This is a genomic window from Nonomuraea sp. NPDC003709 (assembly GCF_040610775.1).
Taxonomy (GTDB): Bacteria; Actinomycetota; Actinomycetes; order Streptosporangiales; family Streptosporangiaceae; genus Nonomuraea; species Nonomuraea angiospora_A.
Window position 1 is genome coordinate 682,290 of sequence record NZ_JBEXMW010000003.1, and the last position, 18,907, is coordinate 701,196.

Consider the following 18,907-nt stretch of genomic DNA (forward strand, 5'->3'; position numbering starts at 1 on the left):
GTCACATGCCGAACTGGGCGCTGACCTGCCCCTGGACCGCCTGCTCCTTCGGCAGGAAGGCAGGGTAGAAGTCCTTGCCGCACTCCAGGTCGTCGAGCGCCGCCCTGATCTCCTTGGCCAGATATGGCTTGGCCTGCTCGGGAGTGAGCGTCGGCGCGTAGTACATCGGCACCTTGTCGTCCTTGGCGGAGGGAGCCACGTCGGGCACGTCGTCCATCTGCTCCCGGCCCAGCTTGTCCTCCTTGAGGAGCCACGTCTTCTGCCCCAGCTCGGACATGGCGACCGGCGCGGTGTCGCCGACGGCGTAGCCCTTGCCCTTCAGGCACGTGGCCATGGCCGTGGCCAGCTCGACCAGCTCGGGATCGGTGTTCAGCTTGCCCTTGCGGGCTCGGACGGAGGCCTTGAACTGCGCGTCGTAGAAGTCTTCCGTCGACTTCAGCTTCAGGCCGAGGACCTTGTTGGCCGCCGAGACCTGGCAGGCGTCCATCGCCTTCCGGTACGCCTGCAGCTGCGCCTTGGAGAGCGCGGACTGGATCTTCATGTTGGGGTTGGGCTCGTTGTCGAGGCCGGTCGTGCTTCCCATCTCCTTGGGATAGACGTGCTGGGCGAAGACCCCGAAGCCGTATTTTTCGCGATATTTCCTCATTGCCTGGTAGTTGCCAGAAGCGCGGCTCTTGTCGTCCTCGGTGCCCGGCTTGTGCGGCGTCACGTACGCGACGTACTTGAAGCCTTTCTCCTTCATGCAGTCCGCCTTCGCCGCCTCGAGCTGAACCTCCTTGCCCTCGGCGGTCGAGCCGGGCGTGGGCGCGGCGCTCTCGGTGGCGCCTCCGCAGCCGGAGAGCGCGGCCAGGGCCAGCAGGGCGGTGGTGGTCACGGTGAGTCTGGTGAGCATGGCGAAGTCCGTCCTCCGATCCTGGGTGTCAGTAGGCGAACTGGGCCCTGACCTGCGCGTCGATCGCCGACTTGCGCGGCGCGAAGGCCGGGTAGAAGTCCTTGCCGCACTCCAGGTCGTCGAGCGCGGCCTTGATCTCCTTGGCCAGGTAGGGCTTGGCCTGCTCGGCGGTGAGCGACGGCATGTTGATCGGCTGGCTCTCGCCCTTCTTCGCCGGAGGCGCGACATCGGGCACGCTGTCGTCCTGCTCCCGGCCCACCTTGTCCTGCTCCTTGTAGAACGCGTCCTGGCCGCGCTTGGCCATGGCCGTCGGCCCGGTGTCGGTGACGGCGTAGCCCTTGCCCTTCAGGCAGGTGGCCATGGCGCCGGCCAGCTCCACCAGCTTGGGGTCGCCGTCGAGCGTGGCGGCGGTCGCGCGCTTCCTGGTCAGGGCTATCTGGTTGTAGTAGTCGAGGCTCGACTTCAGGGTCACGCCGAGGACCTGCTTGCCCGCCGTGACCATGCAGACGTCCTTGGCCTTGTGGTAGGCGCCCAGTTGAGCCTCGGAGAGCGCCTCTTGGATCTTCATGTTCGGATCTTGATTGGGGCTTTCCCTCTGGGCCGCCGGGGCGTTCATCTCCTTGGGGTAGATGAACTCGGCGAAGACCCCGAAGCCGTATTTTTCGCGATATTTCTTCATGGCCTGGTGGTCGCCCGCGTCCCGGCGGCGGTCCTCGTCGCTCTGGGGCTGCTCCGGCTTCACCCACGCGACGTACTTGAAGCCCTTCTGCTTCATGCAGTCGGCCTTGGCCGCTTCGAGCTGGTGCTTCTTGTCCTTGGCTGCCGCCGTCGCGCTGGGGGAGGGCGGGGCGGCGGTCTCTGCGGCGCCCCCGCAGCCGCAGAGGACGGCCAGGGCGAGCAGCGCGGTAGGCAGCGTCTTCCTCGTCATGGCGGGAGACCATACTCCGTTTAACGGAGTATGGTCAATCCAGACAGTGCCGCCGCCTCCGGAACGGCACGGAGGCGGCCCCGAGGGCCAGCACGGCCAGCACGCCCCAGTAGGCCAGGTGCTGCCTGGTCAGGGAGTCGGCGTTCATGGACAGCTCGACCGATCTCACCAGCAGGTAGATGCCCGACGCGAGCGCCCAACGGTGGTCGCGCGCCAGGTAGCAGCCCGCTACGGCCAGCCCGAACACCGCCGCCTCCGTCGCCAGCCGGCTCAGGCTGAGCGGGTACCAGGTGCCCTCCTCCATCCATGGTGGGCCCGCCCACGCGACGGCCACCACGGCCGCCGGCCACCACCATGACCGGATCCGCGGCGTCTCCCGCCTTCTCGCCATGAGCACCAGCAGCCCGAGCAGCACCACCGCGTACCCGAAGGCCACGGTGAAGGGGCTGCTGTCCTGGAACAGGGCACGCCCGGTGAGGGCCGACGGGTACACCGGCATCAGCGTCGGCTCGAACATCTGCCAGCCACCCGCGACCGCGACCGCCTTCACACCCGCGACGAGCGTGAGCGGGAACGCCACCGGCAGCCGTCCGCGCAGGACGGCCAGCAGCGCGAGCGCCGACAGCAGCGTCCACAGCGGCACCGCGCCCGCGTAGGGGAGCAGTGCCGCCAGGTTCGCGACAGCCACGGCCGTGATGCCCAGGTGCAGGCCGTCCTCCCACGCGCTGCCCGTCGCCAGGTGGACGATGCGGCTGCGCACGCCGCCCACCAGCAGGCCCCACGCCTCCTTGGGCACCGGGACGTTCCTGCCGGGGTCGGCCGACTCCAGCAGGATGTCGACCAGCTCGTCGCCGTGCGCCGCGCGATACTGCCTCGGGTATGCCCGCAGTAACCGGCGGTAACGCCGTTCGAGGGACGTCATGGGCTGGGGCACGGTGGCGGTCATGTGATGGGGCGCAGCACGAGGGAGGCTGCCTCCTGCATGCGCCTGGCCTCGGCCTCGACCAGGGTCCGTCCCTCGTCGGTGATCCGGAAGTAGCGCCTGTTGCGGCCGTTGACCGTCTCCTCCCGGTCCACGGTGATCACGCCGCGCTCGTTCAGGCGCTCCAGGATGCCGTAGAGAGTGCCGACCGACGGCTGGACCCGCCCGCCCGACAGTTCTTTGATCGACTTGCTGATCGCGTGGCCGTGCAGCGGGCCGGCGCGTAGGGCGGCGAGCACGAAGAACATCGGCTCGCTGACTTCTGAGGTTCCCCTGGGCATGGCCCAGATTATTCCGTTCAACGGAGCGTCCGCAACGTCCGGCGGCCTCTCGCGGAGAGGCCGCCGGACGGGCGGGGTCATCCGCAGCGCTCGCCGTTCAGGTGGAAGACCTCGGGGGACGGGTTGGGGCCCGAGGGGTTCGTGGCCACGAAGCCGAACGTCACGGACCTGCCCGGCTTGATCTTGCCGGAGCTCGTGGCCGTCACCACCGAGCCGGACTGCGACAGCGCCGCGCCCCAGTCCTGCCGGACGCGCTGGCCGCCCGGGAAGGACCAGCGCAGGGTCCAGCCGTCCACGGTCTGCCTGCCGGTGTTCTCGATCACGATCTGGCCGGTGAACTGGCCCGAGCCGTGCGCCGTGTAGCGCACCCGGCAGTCGGACCGCCCGCTCTTGTCGGCCAGGAACGCGGAGACCCAGGCCAGCGGGGAGTTCCAGTTGATGGTCAGCTCGTTCGTCGCCCACGACTCGATGTCGTCGATGTAGCAGAACTGCGGCTTGCAGCCCTTCAGCAGCCGCTGCGCGAGCGGGTCCTGGATGCCGGAGTTCGGGCCGCCGGCCAGCGTGCCGCGCGGCGGGTTGGGCAGCGCCGGGTCGAGCTGGTGGGAGTACCAGCGGCTGTGCTGGTTGTGCGAGGCCACCTCGCCGTAGCCGGTCACGTACGAGTGGTTGAGCGCGTTGCGGCCGAGAATGTAGTCCATGCCCTCGCGCACGGCCGCCCGGTACTTCTCGTGGCCGGTCAGGTCGTACGCCGTGGCCAGGACGACCAGGTTGTTCAGCACCAGGTTGTTCGAGCCCCAGTCGAAGTCCGGCGGGTTGTACGGCAGCCCGTACGGGTGCGCCCGCTGGACCGCCAGATACTTCTCGGCCCCCGCGACCACGGACTGCCGCACCCGCGCCCGGTCGGGGAGCGCGTTGGGCACCGTGGCCAGGTCGAGGCGGCCGAGCTGGGCGGTGTTGCCCCAGTCGAAGCCCCGGTCGCGCCAGATGTCGCCCGTGTGGTGCGGCGAGGCCAGCACGAAGTCCTTGAACTCCTTCTCGCCCGTCGTGATGAACAGCTCCGCCGCCGCCCAGTAGAACTCGTCGCTCACGTCGGCGTCGTTGTAGGCGCCGCCGCCGGTGCCGTCGTTCGGGTCGGCGTACCTGGCCGGGTTGGCCTTGGCCGCGGCCCACGCCCTGCGGGCGGCCTTGAGGTTCCTGGCCGCGAACGCCGGGTCGTACGGGGCGAACAGCCTGGCCGCCTGGGCCGCCGTGGCCGCGAGGTTGAGCGTGGCGGCCGTGGAGGTGGGGTGCAGCTCGCGCGGCTGCGGGTCCAGGTGCGGCAGCAGCGGCAGGCCCGTCCAGTTCCGGTCGTGGATCTTGTGGTGGGCCATGCCCGCGAACGGCTTGCCCTCCGGCACCTGCATGCTCAGCAGGAACTCCTGCTCCCAGCGGGCCTCGTCCAGGATGTCCGGCTTGCCGTTGCCGCTCTCCGGGATGGCGAGCTGGCCGTCCTTGAAGGCCGCCCTGTCCCGCTCGTACGCGGCCATGAGCTGGTAGACCGAGATGCCGCCGTTGACGACGTACTTGCCGTGGTCGCCGGCGTCGTACCAGCCGCCCTTGACGTCGAGGGAGTAGTCGCAGACGCCGGGCTGGCAGGGGACGCTCACGTCGCCCTGGTTCGGCGCGACGCCGGCGTGCCCGGCGGGCCGGGCGTAGCCGGGCCTGAGGCTGTCGAGGATCTCGATGCCGCTGCGCTGGGTGTAGTAGAACTTCAGCGCGTCCGTGGGGAGCTGGTCGTAGATGTCCGCGGCGATGTCGAACGGCCGGCTCGTCTCGCCGTCGGCCGTCAGCGTGTAGTCCTTGCCGGGCTTGCGGTAGGAGCCGAAGTCGAGCGTGTGCACGTTCTGGCCGGAGCTGGCGTCCACGCCTCTGGGGGTGGTCCGGCCCTTGGCGACCGTCTGCTTGTCGGCGTTCTTGAGCTCCCAGTCCAGGGCCGTGGTCGCGGAGGTGACCACGGTGGCGTTCTTGGGGCCCTGGGGGAGGTAGCCGACCATGTTCACGCGGACGCGCGGGCCCGTGTCGGGCTCGTACACCTCGGGTTCGGCGCCGCCTTTGAGCGACACGTTGTCCATGCAGAACCTCCATGGCTCGGCGCTGCCGCCCAGTTGGAAGACGACCTGGGAGTTCGGCAGCGACACGGGGGCGGTGAACGTGTAGGAGTAGTCGTTGCCCGAGACGCTCAGCTCCGGGTTCGCCGACAGGTACTGCGTCCACGGGTCCACCGGGAGCTGGATCAGCGCCTTGCCGACCTTGGCGGGGGTCGCCGAGGCGCTGAACCGGTACGCGTACGTGTCGCCCGCCACCAGCGGGATGTCGTTCTGGCCGATGATCACGTCCCACGGGTTGGCGGTGCCGCCGGGGATGTCGGCGCAGAGCCGGCCCGCGTCTATGGCGAGGGTGGTGTTGCCGGTGCTCCACCAGGGGGCGGTTCCGGAGTCGAAGGTGCCGTTCACGATCTGCTCGGGTCCCTCGTCCGCCAGTGCCGTCGTGACGGGGGACAGGGCGACCATGGTGAGGAGGGCCAGTAAGGCGGCCCGGCTTCGGGTCATGGAGGTCCTCAATGGTTGGGAGCGCTCCCAATCGGAGCCCTCCGATCCTCCTTTCCCGTCGCCGTCCCGTCAACGGCCTGCGGAAACTCTGAAACTTTCAGGCGGGGCGGCGCATCGGCCAGAACAGCGTCCCGTCCGGCAGCGCGAACGGCTCGCTCTGCCGGTAGCCGTGGCGCGCGTACAGGTCGCGGTTGCGCGGGTCGCTGGCCTCCAGGTACGCGGGCACGCCGCCCAGCCGGGCGTGCTGGTAGCGCAGCAGCGCCGACCCGAGCCCCTCGTTCTGGCGGTCCGGGTGCACCGCCAGGAAGGCCAGATGGTGGTACGGCTCCGCCGGATGGTTCGCCTCGAACAACTCGTCGAGCACGCGGAAGCGCTCGACCCATTCGCCCGTCGTCTCGGCCAGGCGGCGGTCGTAGTCGGGCGGCTCGGGCAGCGGCGCGGTGCGCGGGAACCAGACCGCCACCGCGGGCCCGTCGTCGATGAGGTGGATCTCCCCGTGCTCGACGGCGTGGTCGACGAGGATCCGGAAGTTGGCGGTCATGACCCGGTGCCGCTCCCTGCGCTCCGGCACGAGATAGTGCATCACCCTCAGCCCGGAGAACGCGGTCGCGATGAGCTCCGCCACCCGTCCCGCGTCGCCCGCCGTCGCGTGACGGATGACCGGCCGCATCGCCCACGTCTGCTGTTTCATCGCCCAGACTCCTCTCGTTCTGTCAGCTGCCGTCCTGGGCGGTCGCCGCCTTGGCGCCCATCCCGACCAGTGAGTAAACGGCGGGTTGTCCGGCACGCAGGATGAACGCCCAAATCACCCCAATTACCGCAGCTACCCCGTAAACACCGGGCAGAATCCAGGTCAACGGATCACTCTCGGGTACGTTGAGCAGTGCGGCGAAGTTCGTCACCGCCAGCCAGACCATCACGGCCAGCGCGAGCGCGGCGGGCACCGGAGCGATCACCCGCCGCGCGAGCGTCTCCCCGCCCGGCTCCCTGACGAAGAAGACGATCACCGCGACGGACGTCACGAAGATCAGCAGCAGCACCCCGAACCCGCCGAACGAGCCGCCGTAGAAGAACAGCTGCACCAGCGGGTCGAGCCCGAGCGCCGCGTAGACCAGGATGACCGCCAGCCCGAACACGCTCTGGGCGATCGAGCCCGCCTTGGGCGCTCCGCTGCGCGCCCGCGTCCGGCCGAAGACCGCCGGCAGCACCCGCTCGCGCCCGAGCGCGAAGAAGTAGCGGGCGGTGGTGTTGTGGAACGAGATCATCGCCGCGAACAGGCTGGTCACGAAGAGCACCCTGGCGATGTCCACCACGCCGTCGCCCAGGTGCGCCCCGGCCAGCTTGAAGATGGTGTCGGCCTGGTCGCGGTTCGCGACGGCCACGATGTCCGCGGGCCCGGTGGCGACCGTCATCGCCCATGACGACAGCGCGTACACGGCCGCGATGATCGCCACGGCCGAGTAGGTGGCCAGCGGGACCGTACGGCGCGGCTCCCGGCTCTCCTCCGAGAACACCACGGACGACTCGAACCCGACGAACCCCAGCGTCGCGATCACCAGCAGCGCCCCCACGCCGGGCGCGAACAGCGCGCCCGGCGACAGCGTCTCCATCGAGAACCCGGAGGCCGCCGGATGGGCCAGGTCCGCGAAGTCGAACAGCAGGATGACCGCCACCTCGGCGGTCAGCAGCACGGCCAGCAGGCGGCCGTTCACGTCCACCCGCATCAGGCCCAGGACCGCGACCAGCGCCCACGCGACCAGGGCGACCAGCCACCAGGGCGGCGTGAGGCCCAGCCAGCGCTCCAGCAGCGGCGTGGCCGCCGTCCCGAACGCGCCGTACAGGCCCACCTGCAGCGCGTTGTACGCGATGAGCGCCACCCAGGCGGCCGCGATGCCCGCGGGCCGGCCCAGGCCGCGGCTGATGTAGGTGTAGAACGCGCCGGCGTTGGCCATGTGGCGGGCCATCGCCACGTACCCGACCGCGAAGACCGCCAGCACCACCCCGACCACCAGGAACGCGACGGGCAGCCCGGTGATCCCGGTGACCGCGTACGCGGTGGTGACCACGCCCGCGACGACGGTGAGCGGCGCCGCGGCGGAGAGCACGAAGTAGACGACCGAGGGCGCGCCCAGCCGGTCGGCGGCGAGCGCGCCGGCGACGAGGTCGGGCCCGGACTTCACGGGAAGCATCGGATTCCTCCGGGGGTGGGGGTGTTCAGGTGCGGTAGGTCAGCACGGCGTCGCCGACGGCGGCGCTCACCTGGCGGCTCAGGTCGCGCAGCGGCTGGGGCATCGAGGCCGGCAGCGTGGTCAGGTACTGGCGGGCCACCCGCCGGTCGGCCGGATCGTCGAGCACGGTCTCCGTCATGTCGCACGCGTCCACCAGCGTGGCCAGCGCCATGTCCTGCGGCGACAGCGGCCAGTGCCGGACCAGCGCCAGCCGCAGCCGGGTCGCGGGCCACATGGCCTTGCTGAAGTCGGTGGAGAAGAACCGGGGCGGCTTGCGCCTGAGCAGTTTGGGGGCCTCGCGCTCCAGCAGTCCGGCGTCGACCAACCGCGCGCCCACGTCATCGACCGAGCGCTGCGCCAGATACGCCAGCCACGTGCGCACGTCGGTGTGGTGCGGCGAATCCCCGATATCGGCCAGCACCCGATTGGTCACTTTGTCCGTGACGTCCTCGGAGTCGATCACGTCGAGCCGCACGCCGTGCACGGCGATTCTCTGGTGCAGCACGAGTTCGCCGATCAGGGCACCCGCCAGGCCGAGCGCGATGCCCTGCACGTGGAGGCGGGGTTTGCCCGTGCCGGTCGTGTCCCATGAGACGAGGAAGAAATCATCGGCAAGCACCTTGAATCGGTCCGCTCACTATCGCCTTAAAAGGACAACCCGCTTTCGGCCGGCGGCGTTCGGCCGCCAGCGGAAATATCTACCAAGAACGTGATCGCCCGGGTAGGCCCATTTATCCCCAAGTCCGGAAAATGGTGATTTATAGTCAAAGTGTCATATAATAAAATGAGGAATTCTCGGGTGCCGGAAAGCCGTACCGCGACACGAACGCGCAGGTCAGGCTGGTCTTGGGTTTGACCTGCGGCAGCCGGTACGGTCGGGATCATGTGCGCGTACCGGACCGGATTCGTGGCGGTCGTCACGCTGGCCGCGCTGACCACGGCGTGCGGCGCCGCCGTGCCCGTTTCGCAGGAGGCGGCGCTGCCCGCGGCGCCGTCCGCGAGCCGGACGCCGGCCGCAGGCGCGCTCTCGGGCAAGATCGTGGTGATCGACCCCGGCCACAACGGCGGCAACGCCGCGCACCCCGCGGAGATCAACCGCCAGGTCGACATCATCACCGGCAGGAAGCCCTGCAACACGACCGGCACGCAGACGAACGCCGGATACCCCGAACACGCCTTCACCTGGGACGTCGCCGGCCGGCTCAGGCCGATCCTGGAGAAGATGGGCGCCAAGGTCGTGCTGACCAGGCCCGACGACAAGGGCGTCGGCCCGTGCGTCACCGAGCGGGCCGCCATCGGCAACGAGGCCAGGGCGGACGCGGTCCTGTCGATCCACGGCGACGGCGCCGCGCCGAGCGGGCACGGCTTCCATGTGATCATGCCGGGGCTGGTCTCCGGGCACAACGACCAGATCATCAAGCCGTCCCGGCGCCTCGGGGTGGACATCAGGAACGCCTACCGGGACGGCACGGGCCTGCCGTACGCCACCTACACCGGCGTGGACGGGCTGCAGACCCGCACCGACCTGGGCGGGCTCAACCTCTCCGTGCGCCCCGCGGTGTTCATCGAGTGCGGCAACATGCGCAACCGCGGCGACGCGGCCAAGATGTCCGACCCCGGCTTCCGCGAGCGCATGGCCGTGGCCCTGGCCGCCGGGCTCAGGAAATATCTGACCTAGCCCTGCCGGTCGGGGAGGCCCCGTACGCGCGCAGGAACGCGGCGACGGCGGACTCGGAGAGCCGTTCGAGGTCGGCCTCCGTGTAGTGGTCGCCGCCGCCCCAGAACATGACCTTGTTCACCGGGACCCACAGCAGCAGGCCCACGAAGTGCTGGGCGATCAGCTCGGGGTCGTCCGGGCGGAGCAGGCCACGGGTGGCCAGGCGGTCGAAGGCGGCGGCCAGGGTCTCCAGCGAGCGCTCGAAGCCCTGCTGGTACCAGGTGCGGCCGAGGTCGGGGAACCGGTCGGCCTCGGCGATCACCAGCCGGCGCAGGCGGAGCACGTCGGGCCGCATGAGCGCGCCGAGGAACTGGCGGGCCAGCTCGCCCAGGTCCTTCGCCAGGTCCTCGCTGTCGTCGAGCGCCGCGCTGATGAGCTTGGCCAGCCCTTCGACCTGGGTCGTCGTGTCGAGGATGATGCTCGTGAACAGCTGCTCCTTGTCGGTGAAGTGCTTGTAGACGGTCTGCTTCGAGACCGACGCCAGCGCCGCCACCTCGTCCATGCTCGCGCCCACGTAGCCGTTGCGCAGGAACACCGGCCGGGCCGCCTCCATGATCTGCCTGCGCTTGCGTGCCGTGCGGCCGTCCTCTTCCGGTGCCATGCCCATCCCTTCGCCCTACGACGAGAACACAGTACTAGACAGTTCCGTACTTATGTGGGTACGGTACCGTCTAGTTCCACCGATGAAAAGGACAGAGCAGGACATGAGTGATCTTCAGCAGCGGGTGCAGGAAGCCGCCGACGGGCTTGTCGAGTCAGGCGCGGAGCGCGGGCTCCAGGTGGCCGTCTATCGTGACGGCGTCCAGGTCGTGGATGTGGTGGCGGGTGTGGCCGACCCCGGGACCGGGCGGCCTGTCACGGCTGACACGCCTTTCTACAACTTCTCGATCGGCAAGGGCGCCACCGCGACCGTGGCCCATGTGCTGGCCGAGCGGGGCCTGTTCGGTTACGACACCCCGGTGGCGGAGCTGTGGCCGGAGTTCGGGCGGCGCGGCAAGCAGGGCGTGACCGTACGCCACGTGCTGTCGCACACGGCGGGCGTGCCGGGGGTGCCGCTGGACACCACGCCTGAGGACGTCTGCGACTGGGACAAGATGGTCGCCGCGCTGGAGGACGCCGAGCTGTGGTGGGAGCCGGGCACGAAGGTGGGCTACCACGCGTACACGTTCGGGTTCCTGGTCGGCGAGATCGTCCGGCGGGTCACCGGCAAGCCCATCTCGCAGGTGCTGCTGGAGGACGTGGCGGGCCCGCTGGGCGTGGCCGACGAGCTCTACTTCGGGATGCCGGAGACCGAGCACCACCGGCTGGCCAGGCTGGAGGACGCGCCGGTGGACCCGGCGGCGTGGGGCGAGATGCCGGCGGACCTGCCGATGTTCAAGGCGGGGCCGATGACGCTGATGCCGACCGCCGAGCTGGGCAACCGCGGCGACTACCTGTCCTCCGACATCCCCGCGGGCGGCAAGACCTCGGCCCGGGCCATCGCGCGGATGTACGCCGCGCTGCTCGGCGAGGTGGACGGGACGCGGCTGATCCCGTCCGGCCGGCTGCGCGAGGTGACGGCGGTGGCCTCCTGCGGGCTCGACGAGGTGTTCGGCATGCCGACGACCTGGGGGCTCGGGTACGGCATCGGAGGCCCGGGCTCGACCGCCGAGGCGAGCCCGACGGTGTTCGGGGTGCCCGGGGCGGGTGGCAGCGCGGCCTGGGCCGACACGGCGACCGGCACCGCGTTCGCGCTCACCAAGAACCGCCTCACCAACGACTTCGCGGCCGCGAGCCTGATCGGCGGCATCGTGACCGGTGCCTAGAACCTCCGGCCCGCCGGTCAGCCGTCGCGGCAGAGGGGCTTGCCTCCGACCACACAGGCGATGTCGTCGAGTTGGCAGCTGAGCAGGGTGCCGTCCATGCCGAGCACGAGCACGAGGTCGCGCCTGGAGGGATGTGCCAGCATGACCCTGCCGACCACGCCATTGTCCAAGATCACGGTCGGGCGGCCTGCCGCGTTGTCCATGCCCTCGTGACTCCTCTCCGCTGCGGAACGAAAGCCGTTCCCCACCAGGATGCACAGGTGTGTGCCGCGAGCGCATCGGTCATCCGGCTGTATTTTCCGGTCCGGGGGTCGGGAAGGCCATGGAAGACTGGTCTCAACAGGGGTTTTCTATGGGGAGATGACCTTGCGCACATGGCTTACCGAACGGTTCGGCCTGGCGGTGCCCGTGGTGGGGGCGCCGATGGCGGGGGTGGGCGCGGGCCGGTTGGCCGCCGCCGTCTCCGAGGCGGGCGCGCTCGGCATGATCGGGGTCGCCGCCGCGGCCACGGATGAGTGGATCACCAAGGAAGCCGCCGTCGCGGGCGGCGGTCCGTACGGGATCGGGCTCATGGCCTGGGCGCTGGCCGGCAACCCGGCCCAGTTCGACGCCGTGCTCGAGCTCCGGCCCACGATCGTCTCCGTGAGCTTCGGGCCGTACGCGCGTTATGTGGAGGAGCTCCGGCAGGCGGGCATCACGGTCGTCACCCAGGCGGGCACGACCGACGAGGCCCGCGCCGCCGAGCAGGCCGGGGTGGACGCGGTGGTGGCGCGCGGGGCCGAGGCGGGCGGTCACGGGCGCGACGCGGTGGGCACGCTGCCGCTGCTGCAGAGCGTGCTCGACGCGGTGAGCGTTCCGGTGCTCGCGGCGGGCGGCATCTCGACCGCGCGCGGGCTCGCCGCCGTGCTGGCCGCCGGCGCCGCCGGGGCCTGGGTGGGGACGGCCTTCATGGGATGCGCGGAGACGGCCCTGTCGGAGACGGCCACCGAGCGCCTGCTGGCGGCCGAGGAGACGGGCACCGCGTACGGGCGGGTCTTCGACATCGCCCAGCGCCTGGACTGGCCGCCCGAGTTCGGCGGGCGGGCACTGCGCAACGCGTTCTTCGACCGGTGGGCCGGGCGGGAGGACGAGCTGGCCGCGGACGACGACGCCCCGGCCCGGCAGGCGGCGGCGCGGGCCGAAGGTGACTTCGACACGGCCTGCATCTACGCGGGGCAGGCCGTGGGCATGGTGCGCGAGCGGCGTACGGCGGCCGACGTGGTCGCCGGCTTCGCCGCCGCCGAGGAGCTCCTGGCCCGCTTCTCCTGATCGGCAGGCAGGGCAGAACCTGTTCTGTTCGGGCTGCCCGTCCGGCTTGAGGGTGCCTGCGTAATCTGCCCTATTACGTGCTGGACTGCCGAGTAGTATGGCGTTCGGAGTCGCATGCGTGGAAGGAGACGGCCCCCAGTGACCGAGCTAGAACGCGTTCCGCCCGGAGTGGACCCGACGGTTCCCAGCTCCGCCCGGGTGTACGACTATCTGCTCGGCGGCAAGGACCACGTCGCGGTCGACCGGGCAGTGGCGGAGAAGCTCCTCGCGGTCGCCCCGGACACCCGTCTGGTGGCCAGGGCCAACCGCAGGTTCCAGGTCGAGGCCGTCCGCCATCTGGCGAAGCAGGGCCTGCGGCAGTTCATCGACCTGGGCACCGGCATCCCGACCTCGCCCAGCATCCACGAGACCGTCCGCTCGGTGAATCCGGCCTGCCGGGTGGTCTATGTGGACTACGACCCGGTGGTGCGGCTGCACGCGCAGGTGCTGCTCGCCGACTCGCCGGGTATCGCCAGCATCCAGGCCGATCTGCGCCGCCCCGAAGACGTGCTCTCCGACCCCAGCGTCACCGGCCTGATCGACTTCGAGCAGCCGGTGTGCGTGCTGATGGTCGGGGTGCTCCACTACGTCATGGACGAGGAGGACCCCGGCGGCATCGTGGCCGCCTTCAGGAAGCGCATGGTGCCGGGCAGCTGTCTGGTGGCCACCCACGGGATGGCGGAGAGCGCCCCCGAGGCGATCGCCCAGCTCACGATGGCGACGGCCGGCACCCCCGCGCAGGCGCGGTTCCGGACGCGGGACGAGGTGCTGGAGTTGTTCGACGGGTTCGAGCTGATCGGGCCGGGCCTGGTGCCCGTCCAGGACTGGCACATCGGCGACGACGAGCCCCACATCCCCCTTCTGGACGGCCCCCCGCAACTACGCATCGACGGCGGGGTCGGCCTGCTCAGAGCTTGATCCCCTCGATGATCTTCGACAGCTCGGGGACGAGGGGCGTGCTGGCCATCACGGTGACGACGACTCCCTTGCGCTCGACCCAGCCCGCGTACCTGCCGTCGCCGAGCGCGCCGTCACCCTCCTGGGTGAGCACCTGACGGCCGCCGATCTTCACGGTCTCGGTGTCGCCGGAGAACGTCCCCATGTCGAACGGCCCGTTCTTGAGCTGCGCCGGCTTGCTCGCCTTCGGCCAGCACACGATCCTGACCCAGAGTGAGCGCTGCTTGATGTCCGCGTTGGGGCGGTCGTCCCCCCACTGGTAGCCGTACTCGCTGATGCCGTCGTGCTTGCTGATGACGACCCCGCCGTACGTGAAGCCCTTCGGGAGGTAGTTGACGCGGACCCCCTTGATGGCGGTGGCGCCCCTGGCCGGCTGGTCGACCTTGTCGTCGCCCGACCGCTTCACCTCCGCCTTCGTCGGGACGGGGCAGGCGGGGCGCTCCGCGGCCTGGGCGGGGAGGGCGATCAAGGCCGCGGCGACGGGCAGCACGGACAGGGCGGCAAGCTGCTGAATCTTGTTCATGTGTGGGTTGGATGCGGCCGATGCGCGAAAGGTTCAGTACTCCTTCAGCGTGATGTCGTTCGCGAACTTGTCGGTCATCTTCATCATCCAACCGAGCAGGAAGCCGTACTTGAACATCCAGTTCCGCATCCGGATCCCCTTCCGGGTGCGGGGGGCGAGGAAGGGGCCCGCGTTGCCGTTCTTGGCGACCTTGGCGTATCCGCGCATCTGCTCCTCGTACTGCGCGAAGGCCACGCGGTGATCGCCGCCGGCCCGCTTGAGCTCGCCCGCGAGCACGTACGCGCCGACCGCGGCCAGGCCCGTGCCGAAGCCGGCCAGGGTGTTGCCGTACGCGGCGTCGCCGAGCAGCACCACGCGGCCCTGGCTGTAGCGGTCGATGGTGACCTGGCTGAGGGAGTCGAGGTAGACGTCCGGGGAGCGGCGCACCGCCTCCATGAGCGCCGGGCCCTGCCAGCCCATGCCCGCGTAGGCGCGGGTCAGCAGGTCCTTCTGCTGCCGCATGTCGTACCGGTCGTAGTCGAGGCGCTCGGAGGCGAAGACGAAGAACGCGGGCGCCTTCGGCCCGCCGACGGCGGCCATCCTGCCAGGCTCGTTGTACATCTTCGCGACCGTGCCGAACTCCCCTTCGACGTCGACCAGGGCGTAGTAGTAGCCGAGGTGCTTCACGTAGTCGGCCTCGGGGCCGAAGGCGAGGCGGCGGACGTTGGAGTGGATGCCGTCCGCCCCCACCACCAGGTCGAACGTGCGGGGGGCGGAGCGTTCGAAGGTGACGTGCACGCCACCGGGGGTCTCGGTGAGCGAGGTGATCGAGTCGCCGAAGACGTACTCGCAGCTCGCGGCGGTGCGCTCGTAGAAGACCCTGGACAGGTCGCCGCGCTTGATCTCGATCTCGCCGCCGGTGAACTCGCCGGGAATGACCGTCAGCTTGTGGCCGTCCGCGTCGACGATCACCTGGTCGCTGCCGCCGGTCTGGAGCGCCTCGATGCCCTTGAGCACCCCCATGCGGGTCAGGACGGTGCGGTGGGTGTGGCCCTTGAAGTCGACGGCCTGGCCGCCGGGGCGCAGCGACGGGGCCTTCTCGACGACGGTGACGTTGAAGCCGTAGCGGGAGAGCAGGAGGGCGAGGGCGGGGCCGCCGATGCTGGCGCCGGAGATGAGGACGTTGGTGTTCTTCATGTCCGTCAGCTTCGCGAGCGCCGCTGACAGCGGGGCGACTGCCGGCTGACAGCCGGGGCGGGCCCAGTCAGCGGCTGGGTCAGCGGCTGGGTCAGCGGTCCGGGCTCGCGGTCGCGATCAGGGTGGCGAGCGCGTCGTCCCTGCTCATCGACGCCCCCTTGGAGTACGCCGCCGCGAATCCCGCGGGCCCGAGGAGCTCCGTGGCGGCGGCGGCGATCCTGGCGACGTCCCGATCCCCGGCCACGGCCATGCCGCGCAGCGCCACCCCCACACCCAGCAGCACCGCCGCCCGCTCCGCCGGTCCGCTGCCCGCCGCCGCGCCGTCCAGCCGCCGGCCCGCCGGGTCTTCCGTGGCGTCCAGCAGGCACTGGCCCGCCAGGCCCTCCGCGGCGTCGGCGAGGTCGATGGTCAGCGGCGACTTCAGCGCCATGGCCAGGGCCTCCGCGTGCCGGCGCGTGGCCTCGGCGGCGTCGCCGGTCGCCTCGGCCAGGCGGCCGAGCGCCGTCAGCACGTGCGACCTGAACCCCGTGGACGTGAACGCCCCGCTCCCCGAGGCGGCCAGGGCCGCGTAGAGCAGGCGGCCGGCCTCTGTGAGGTCGCCCTCGGACCGGGCGATCTCGCCCAGCCGCAACTGAACCGCCGCCACCAGCTCTGGCCTCCCCAGCCGGCGCGCCAGCTCCCCGGCCCGCTCGGAGTCGGCGCGTGCCGTCCGGACGTCGTCGGCCCGCCGGCGCGCGTCGGCCCGCCGGCCCAGCACGTCCACCAACTCCTCCACCGCGCCCAGCTCCTCCAGCAGGGCGACCGCGTCCTGCCACAGTGCCATGGCCCGTCCCCACTCGCCGCGCCAGCTCGCGATCACCCCGAGCCAGTCGAGGCCCTGCGCCTTGCCCCAGCGCTCCCCCATGGAGCCGAACTCCGCGAGCACCCACTCCAGCTCCTGCTCCGCTACCGCGACCCCGCCACTCATCAGCGCCAGCAGCGCGCGGCCGAGCCGATCGAGTGCTCTGCTCCACGGGTCGGACGCGAGCACTCGCCCGGCCAGCCCCTGCGGCTCCGGCGGCCCCACGATCATTCCCCACAAGGCCGGGCCGAACGGGCACCGCATCGGCCCGTCGAGCGACTCGATGACCGCGCGGGCCTGCTTCCAGTGCGGCGATCCGGCGTCGGGTACGGCGTGCAGCACCACCAGCACGTACTCCTCGGCCAGTTCGGGCCCTGTCGCGTCGAGGAGGCGCACGACGTGCGGGGTCGCCTCCCCCCGCCGACCGCTGAGCCACCAGTACATGGCCAGCGCCGACACCAGCCGCGCCGCCCCCGGCGGGTCGTGCTCGACGCCCCACCGCAGGGCCGCCTGCAGGTTCGCGTTGTCGGCCGAGAACAGGGCCAGCCACCGGAGCTGCTCGGCGCTGTAGAGGTGCCCGTCGGCGCGGCGCGCGAACTCCAGGAACCAGGCGGCATGGGCCGCTCTCAGCCGGTCCTCCTCGCCCGCCTCCGCCAGCCGCTCCGCGCAGAACAGGCGGATGGTGTCGAGCATGTGGTAGCGCTCGCCGTCGGTCTCGACCAGCGACTTGTCCACCAGATCGGCCAGCAGGTCGGCGCTGTCCGCGCCGCACACCCGTTCCACCGCCTCCAGGCTCGCACCCCCGGCGAACACGGAGAACTGCCTGGCCAGTGCCTGCTCCTCGGCGTCGAGCAGGCTCCAGCTCCACTCCACGATGGCGTGCAGCGTCTGGTGGCGCATGGGGGCGGTACGGTCGCCGCGCGACAGCAGCCTGAACCTGTCGTGCTCGGCCAGCCGGGTGGCGATCTCCTCCACGCCGAACGTGCGCATCCGGGCCGCCGCCAGCTCGATGGCCAGCGGCAGGCAGTCCAGCGCCGCGCAGATCCGCTGGACGGCGTCCAGGTTGCCGGGCCCGACCGCGAACTCCTGCCGCACCGCCGCCGCCCGTTCGGCGAACAGCGTGACGGCCGGGTCGGTGGGCAGGGGCGCCAGCGGGACCAGGTGCTCGCCGGTGATGCCCAGCGGCTCCCTGCTCGTGGCCATGATCATCAGGTCGGGGGCGGCAGCCAGGAGGCGGCGGGCCAGCGTGGCGACCTCGGCGAGTACGTGTTCGCAGTTGTCCAGGACGAGGAGGAGGTCCTGCCCGGCCAGCGCCGCCACCAGGCGTTCGGTGGGGTCGGGGAGCCCGCGCAGCGCCGACTCGCGCAACCCGAGCGCCGCCAGCACCGCCCCTGCCACCTGCCCGGTCCCGTCCACCAGCGACAGGTCCACGAAACACGCCTCCCGGGCACTCCGCACCGCACCCCCGTCAGCGGCGGTCGTGCCCGGGGGTCGGTCGGTGGTGGGCGTCTCCGGGCGTTCGTCGGTGGTGGCCGGCCCTGGGTGGAGGAGACGGGTGGTGGCTTCGATGGCCAGGCGGGTCTTGCCGATGCCGCCGGGGCCGACGAGCGTCACCAGGCGGACGCCGCTCAGGGCGGCCAGCCGCGCGAGCTCCTCCTCCCGCCCGACGAGCCGGTTCAGCTGGGCCGGCGGCGCGACCCGCCGGACCTGGTGCCGCTCGGCGCGCAGGATGGCCAGGTGCAGGGCCGCCAGCTCGGGCGAGGGGTCGGTGCCGAGCTCGTCGGCGAGCAGGCGGCGCGTCTCGTCGAAGACCGTCAGCGCCTCGGACGGCCGCCCCGCCGCCTCCAGCGCGCGCATCAGCAGCCCGCGTGGCCGCTCGCGCAGCGGATGCGCGGCCACCAGGTCCTGCAGCGCGGCCACCGGGCTGCCCTCGGGCAGGCCCAGCTCGGCCTCCATCAGGTCCTCCATGGCCGACACCCGCAGCTCCTCCAGCCGGAGCGCCTGCGGCCCCGCGAACGGCGCGTCGGCCACGTCCGCGAGCGCCGGCCCCCGCCACAGCTCCAGGGCCTCCCTCAGCGAGGAGGCGGCTCCCGGGAACCGACCGGCCGCCAGCAGCCTGCGCCCCTCGCGGGACAGCCGCTCGAACCGGTGCGCGTCCACGTCGTCCGGCGAGACCGCCAGCCGGTATCCCGCCCCGTGGAACTCGATCAGGCCGGCCGGCAGGCTCCGCCTGAGCCGGGAGATCTGCGCCTGGATGGCGTTGGCGGCCTCCGTGGGCGGCCGGTCGCCGTACTGGCCGTCGATGAGCCGTTCGACGCTCACCATCCGCCCGGCGTCGAGCAGCAGCAACGCGAGCAGGGCACGCGGGCGCGGACCGCCGATCGCCAGGGGCTCGCCACCGGGGGAGCGCACCTGGAGCGGGCCCAGGATGCCGAATTGCACGCCCCGATTGTCCCCCAACTGAGCAGTTGAAACGGAATTATCGGTATACCTACCGATGCGTATACGTATTTCCCAGTCGGGAGTGACCGTTTAGCGTCGCGGCATCAAGGCGCAACAGCACTGCTAGCTTCCACCCCCCAATCTCCCTGCAATCCCGCCGCCGAGGCGATCCCCGTGCGGCGCGCGGGCCGTCGTGCGCT

The 18,907-nt window shown here is 71.1% G+C and carries 17 protein-coding genes; 4 read left to right on the top strand and 13 right to left on the bottom strand.

Annotation, left to right across the window (positions count from 1 at the left end):
* Position 1: 1 nt before the first annotated feature.
* The 8 genes from ABZX61_RS11860 to ABZX61_RS11895 all read right to left on the bottom strand — a co-directional run bounded on the left by ABZX61_RS11860 (position 2) and on the right by ABZX61_RS11895 (position 8,518).
* Positions 2-892: a hypothetical protein gene (locus ABZX61_RS11860; protein WP_355193742.1), complete on the bottom strand. Its 891-nt coding sequence runs from the start codon at positions 890-892 to the stop codon at positions 2-4.
* Positions 893-920: 28 nt separating this feature from the next.
* The gene (locus tag ABZX61_RS11865; protein ID WP_355193744.1) at positions 921-1,820 is read right to left on the bottom strand and encodes a hypothetical protein; all 900 of its coding nucleotides are present in this window, start codon (positions 1,818-1,820) and stop codon (positions 921-923) included.
* Positions 1,821-1,854: 34 nt separating this feature from the next.
* Positions 1,855-2,766, bottom strand: coding sequence for a hypothetical protein (locus tag ABZX61_RS11870; protein WP_355193746.1), 912 nt, complete (start codon positions 2,764-2,766; stop codon positions 1,855-1,857).
* Positions 2,763-3,083 (bottom strand): PadR family transcriptional regulator, encoded by a 321-nt coding sequence (locus ABZX61_RS11875; protein WP_355193748.1) that lies wholly within the window; start codon positions 3,081-3,083, stop codon positions 2,763-2,765. Before ABZX61_RS11875 ends, ABZX61_RS11870 begins: the two co-directional genes overlap by 4 nt.
* Positions 3,084-3,160: 77 nt before the next feature.
* Complete coding sequence (locus tag ABZX61_RS11880; protein ID WP_355193750.1) at positions 3,161-5,671, bottom strand: glycoside hydrolase family 9 protein; 2,511 nt, start codon at positions 5,669-5,671, stop codon at positions 3,161-3,163.
* A 97-nt stretch (positions 5,672-5,768) separates the two neighbouring features.
* Positions 5,769-6,362, bottom strand: a complete 594-nt coding sequence (locus tag ABZX61_RS11885; protein WP_355193752.1) for a GNAT family N-acetyltransferase — start codon at positions 6,360-6,362, stop codon at positions 5,769-5,771.
* Positions 6,363-6,384: 22 nt separating this feature from the next.
* On the bottom strand, positions 6,385-7,860 hold the full coding sequence (locus ABZX61_RS11890) for an APC family permease (RefSeq protein ID WP_355193754.1): 1,476 nt from the start codon (positions 7,858-7,860) through the stop codon (positions 6,385-6,387).
* Between the two features lie 25 nt (positions 7,861-7,885).
* Positions 7,886-8,518, bottom strand: coding sequence for a GPP34 family phosphoprotein (locus ABZX61_RS11895; RefSeq protein WP_355193756.1), 633 nt, complete (start codon positions 8,516-8,518; stop codon positions 7,886-7,888).
* A gap of 264 nt (positions 8,519-8,782) precedes the next feature.
* On the opposite strand from ABZX61_RS11895, the gene ABZX61_RS11900 reads away from it, so the two are divergent.
* A complete protein-coding gene (locus ABZX61_RS11900) occupies positions 8,783-9,577 on the top strand; it encodes an N-acetylmuramoyl-L-alanine amidase (RefSeq protein WP_355193758.1) in 795 nt (264 codons plus the stop codon).
* On the opposite strand, the gene ABZX61_RS11905 is transcribed toward ABZX61_RS11900, so the two are convergent.
* Positions 9,558-10,217, bottom strand: coding sequence for a TetR/AcrR family transcriptional regulator (locus ABZX61_RS11905; RefSeq protein ID WP_355193760.1), 660 nt, complete (start codon positions 10,215-10,217; stop codon positions 9,558-9,560). The genes ABZX61_RS11900 and ABZX61_RS11905 overlap by 20 nt on opposite strands.
* Before the next feature lie 103 nt (positions 10,218-10,320).
* Between ABZX61_RS11905 and ABZX61_RS11910 the strand changes: the two genes are divergently transcribed.
* Positions 10,321-11,421 carry a serine hydrolase domain-containing protein gene (locus ABZX61_RS11910; protein ID WP_355193762.1) on the top strand — a complete coding sequence of 367 codons (1,101 nt, stop codon included), beginning with the start codon at positions 10,321-10,323 and terminating at the stop codon, positions 11,419-11,421.
* Positions 11,422-11,438: 17 nt separating this feature from the next.
* Here ABZX61_RS11910 and ABZX61_RS11915 read toward each other — a convergent pair whose 3' ends face one another.
* Complete coding sequence (locus ABZX61_RS11915) at positions 11,439-11,624, bottom strand: hypothetical protein (protein WP_345000866.1); 186 nt, start codon at positions 11,622-11,624, stop codon at positions 11,439-11,441.
* 163 nt (positions 11,625-11,787) lie between these two features.
* Between ABZX61_RS11915 and ABZX61_RS11920 the strand changes: the two genes are divergently transcribed.
* Positions 11,788-12,729, top strand: a complete 942-nt coding sequence (locus tag ABZX61_RS11920) for a nitronate monooxygenase (RefSeq protein ID WP_355193764.1) — start codon at positions 11,788-11,790, stop codon at positions 12,727-12,729.
* Positions 12,730-12,867: 138 nt separating this feature from the next.
* A complete protein-coding gene (locus tag ABZX61_RS11925) occupies positions 12,868-13,686 on the top strand; it encodes an SAM-dependent methyltransferase (protein ID WP_355193766.1) in 819 nt (272 codons plus the stop codon).
* Here ABZX61_RS11925 and ABZX61_RS11930 read toward each other — a convergent pair.
* The 3 genes from ABZX61_RS11930 to ABZX61_RS11940 form a co-directional block, all read right to left on the bottom strand.
* Complete coding sequence (locus tag ABZX61_RS11930; protein WP_355193768.1) at positions 13,676-14,248, bottom strand: hypothetical protein; 573 nt, start codon at positions 14,246-14,248, stop codon at positions 13,676-13,678. The two genes, ABZX61_RS11925 and ABZX61_RS11930, sit on opposite strands and share 11 nt — an antisense overlap.
* Before the next feature lie 33 nt (positions 14,249-14,281).
* Entirely contained in the window at positions 14,282-15,424 is a 1,143-nt protein-coding gene (locus ABZX61_RS11935) for an FAD-dependent monooxygenase (protein ID WP_355193770.1), read from the bottom strand.
* Positions 15,425-15,515: 91 nt separating this feature from the next.
* Positions 15,516-18,707 (bottom strand): BTAD domain-containing putative transcriptional regulator, encoded by a 3,192-nt coding sequence (locus tag ABZX61_RS11940; protein ID WP_355193772.1) that lies wholly within the window; start codon positions 18,705-18,707, stop codon positions 15,516-15,518.
* Positions 18,708-18,907 lie beyond the last annotated feature (200 nt).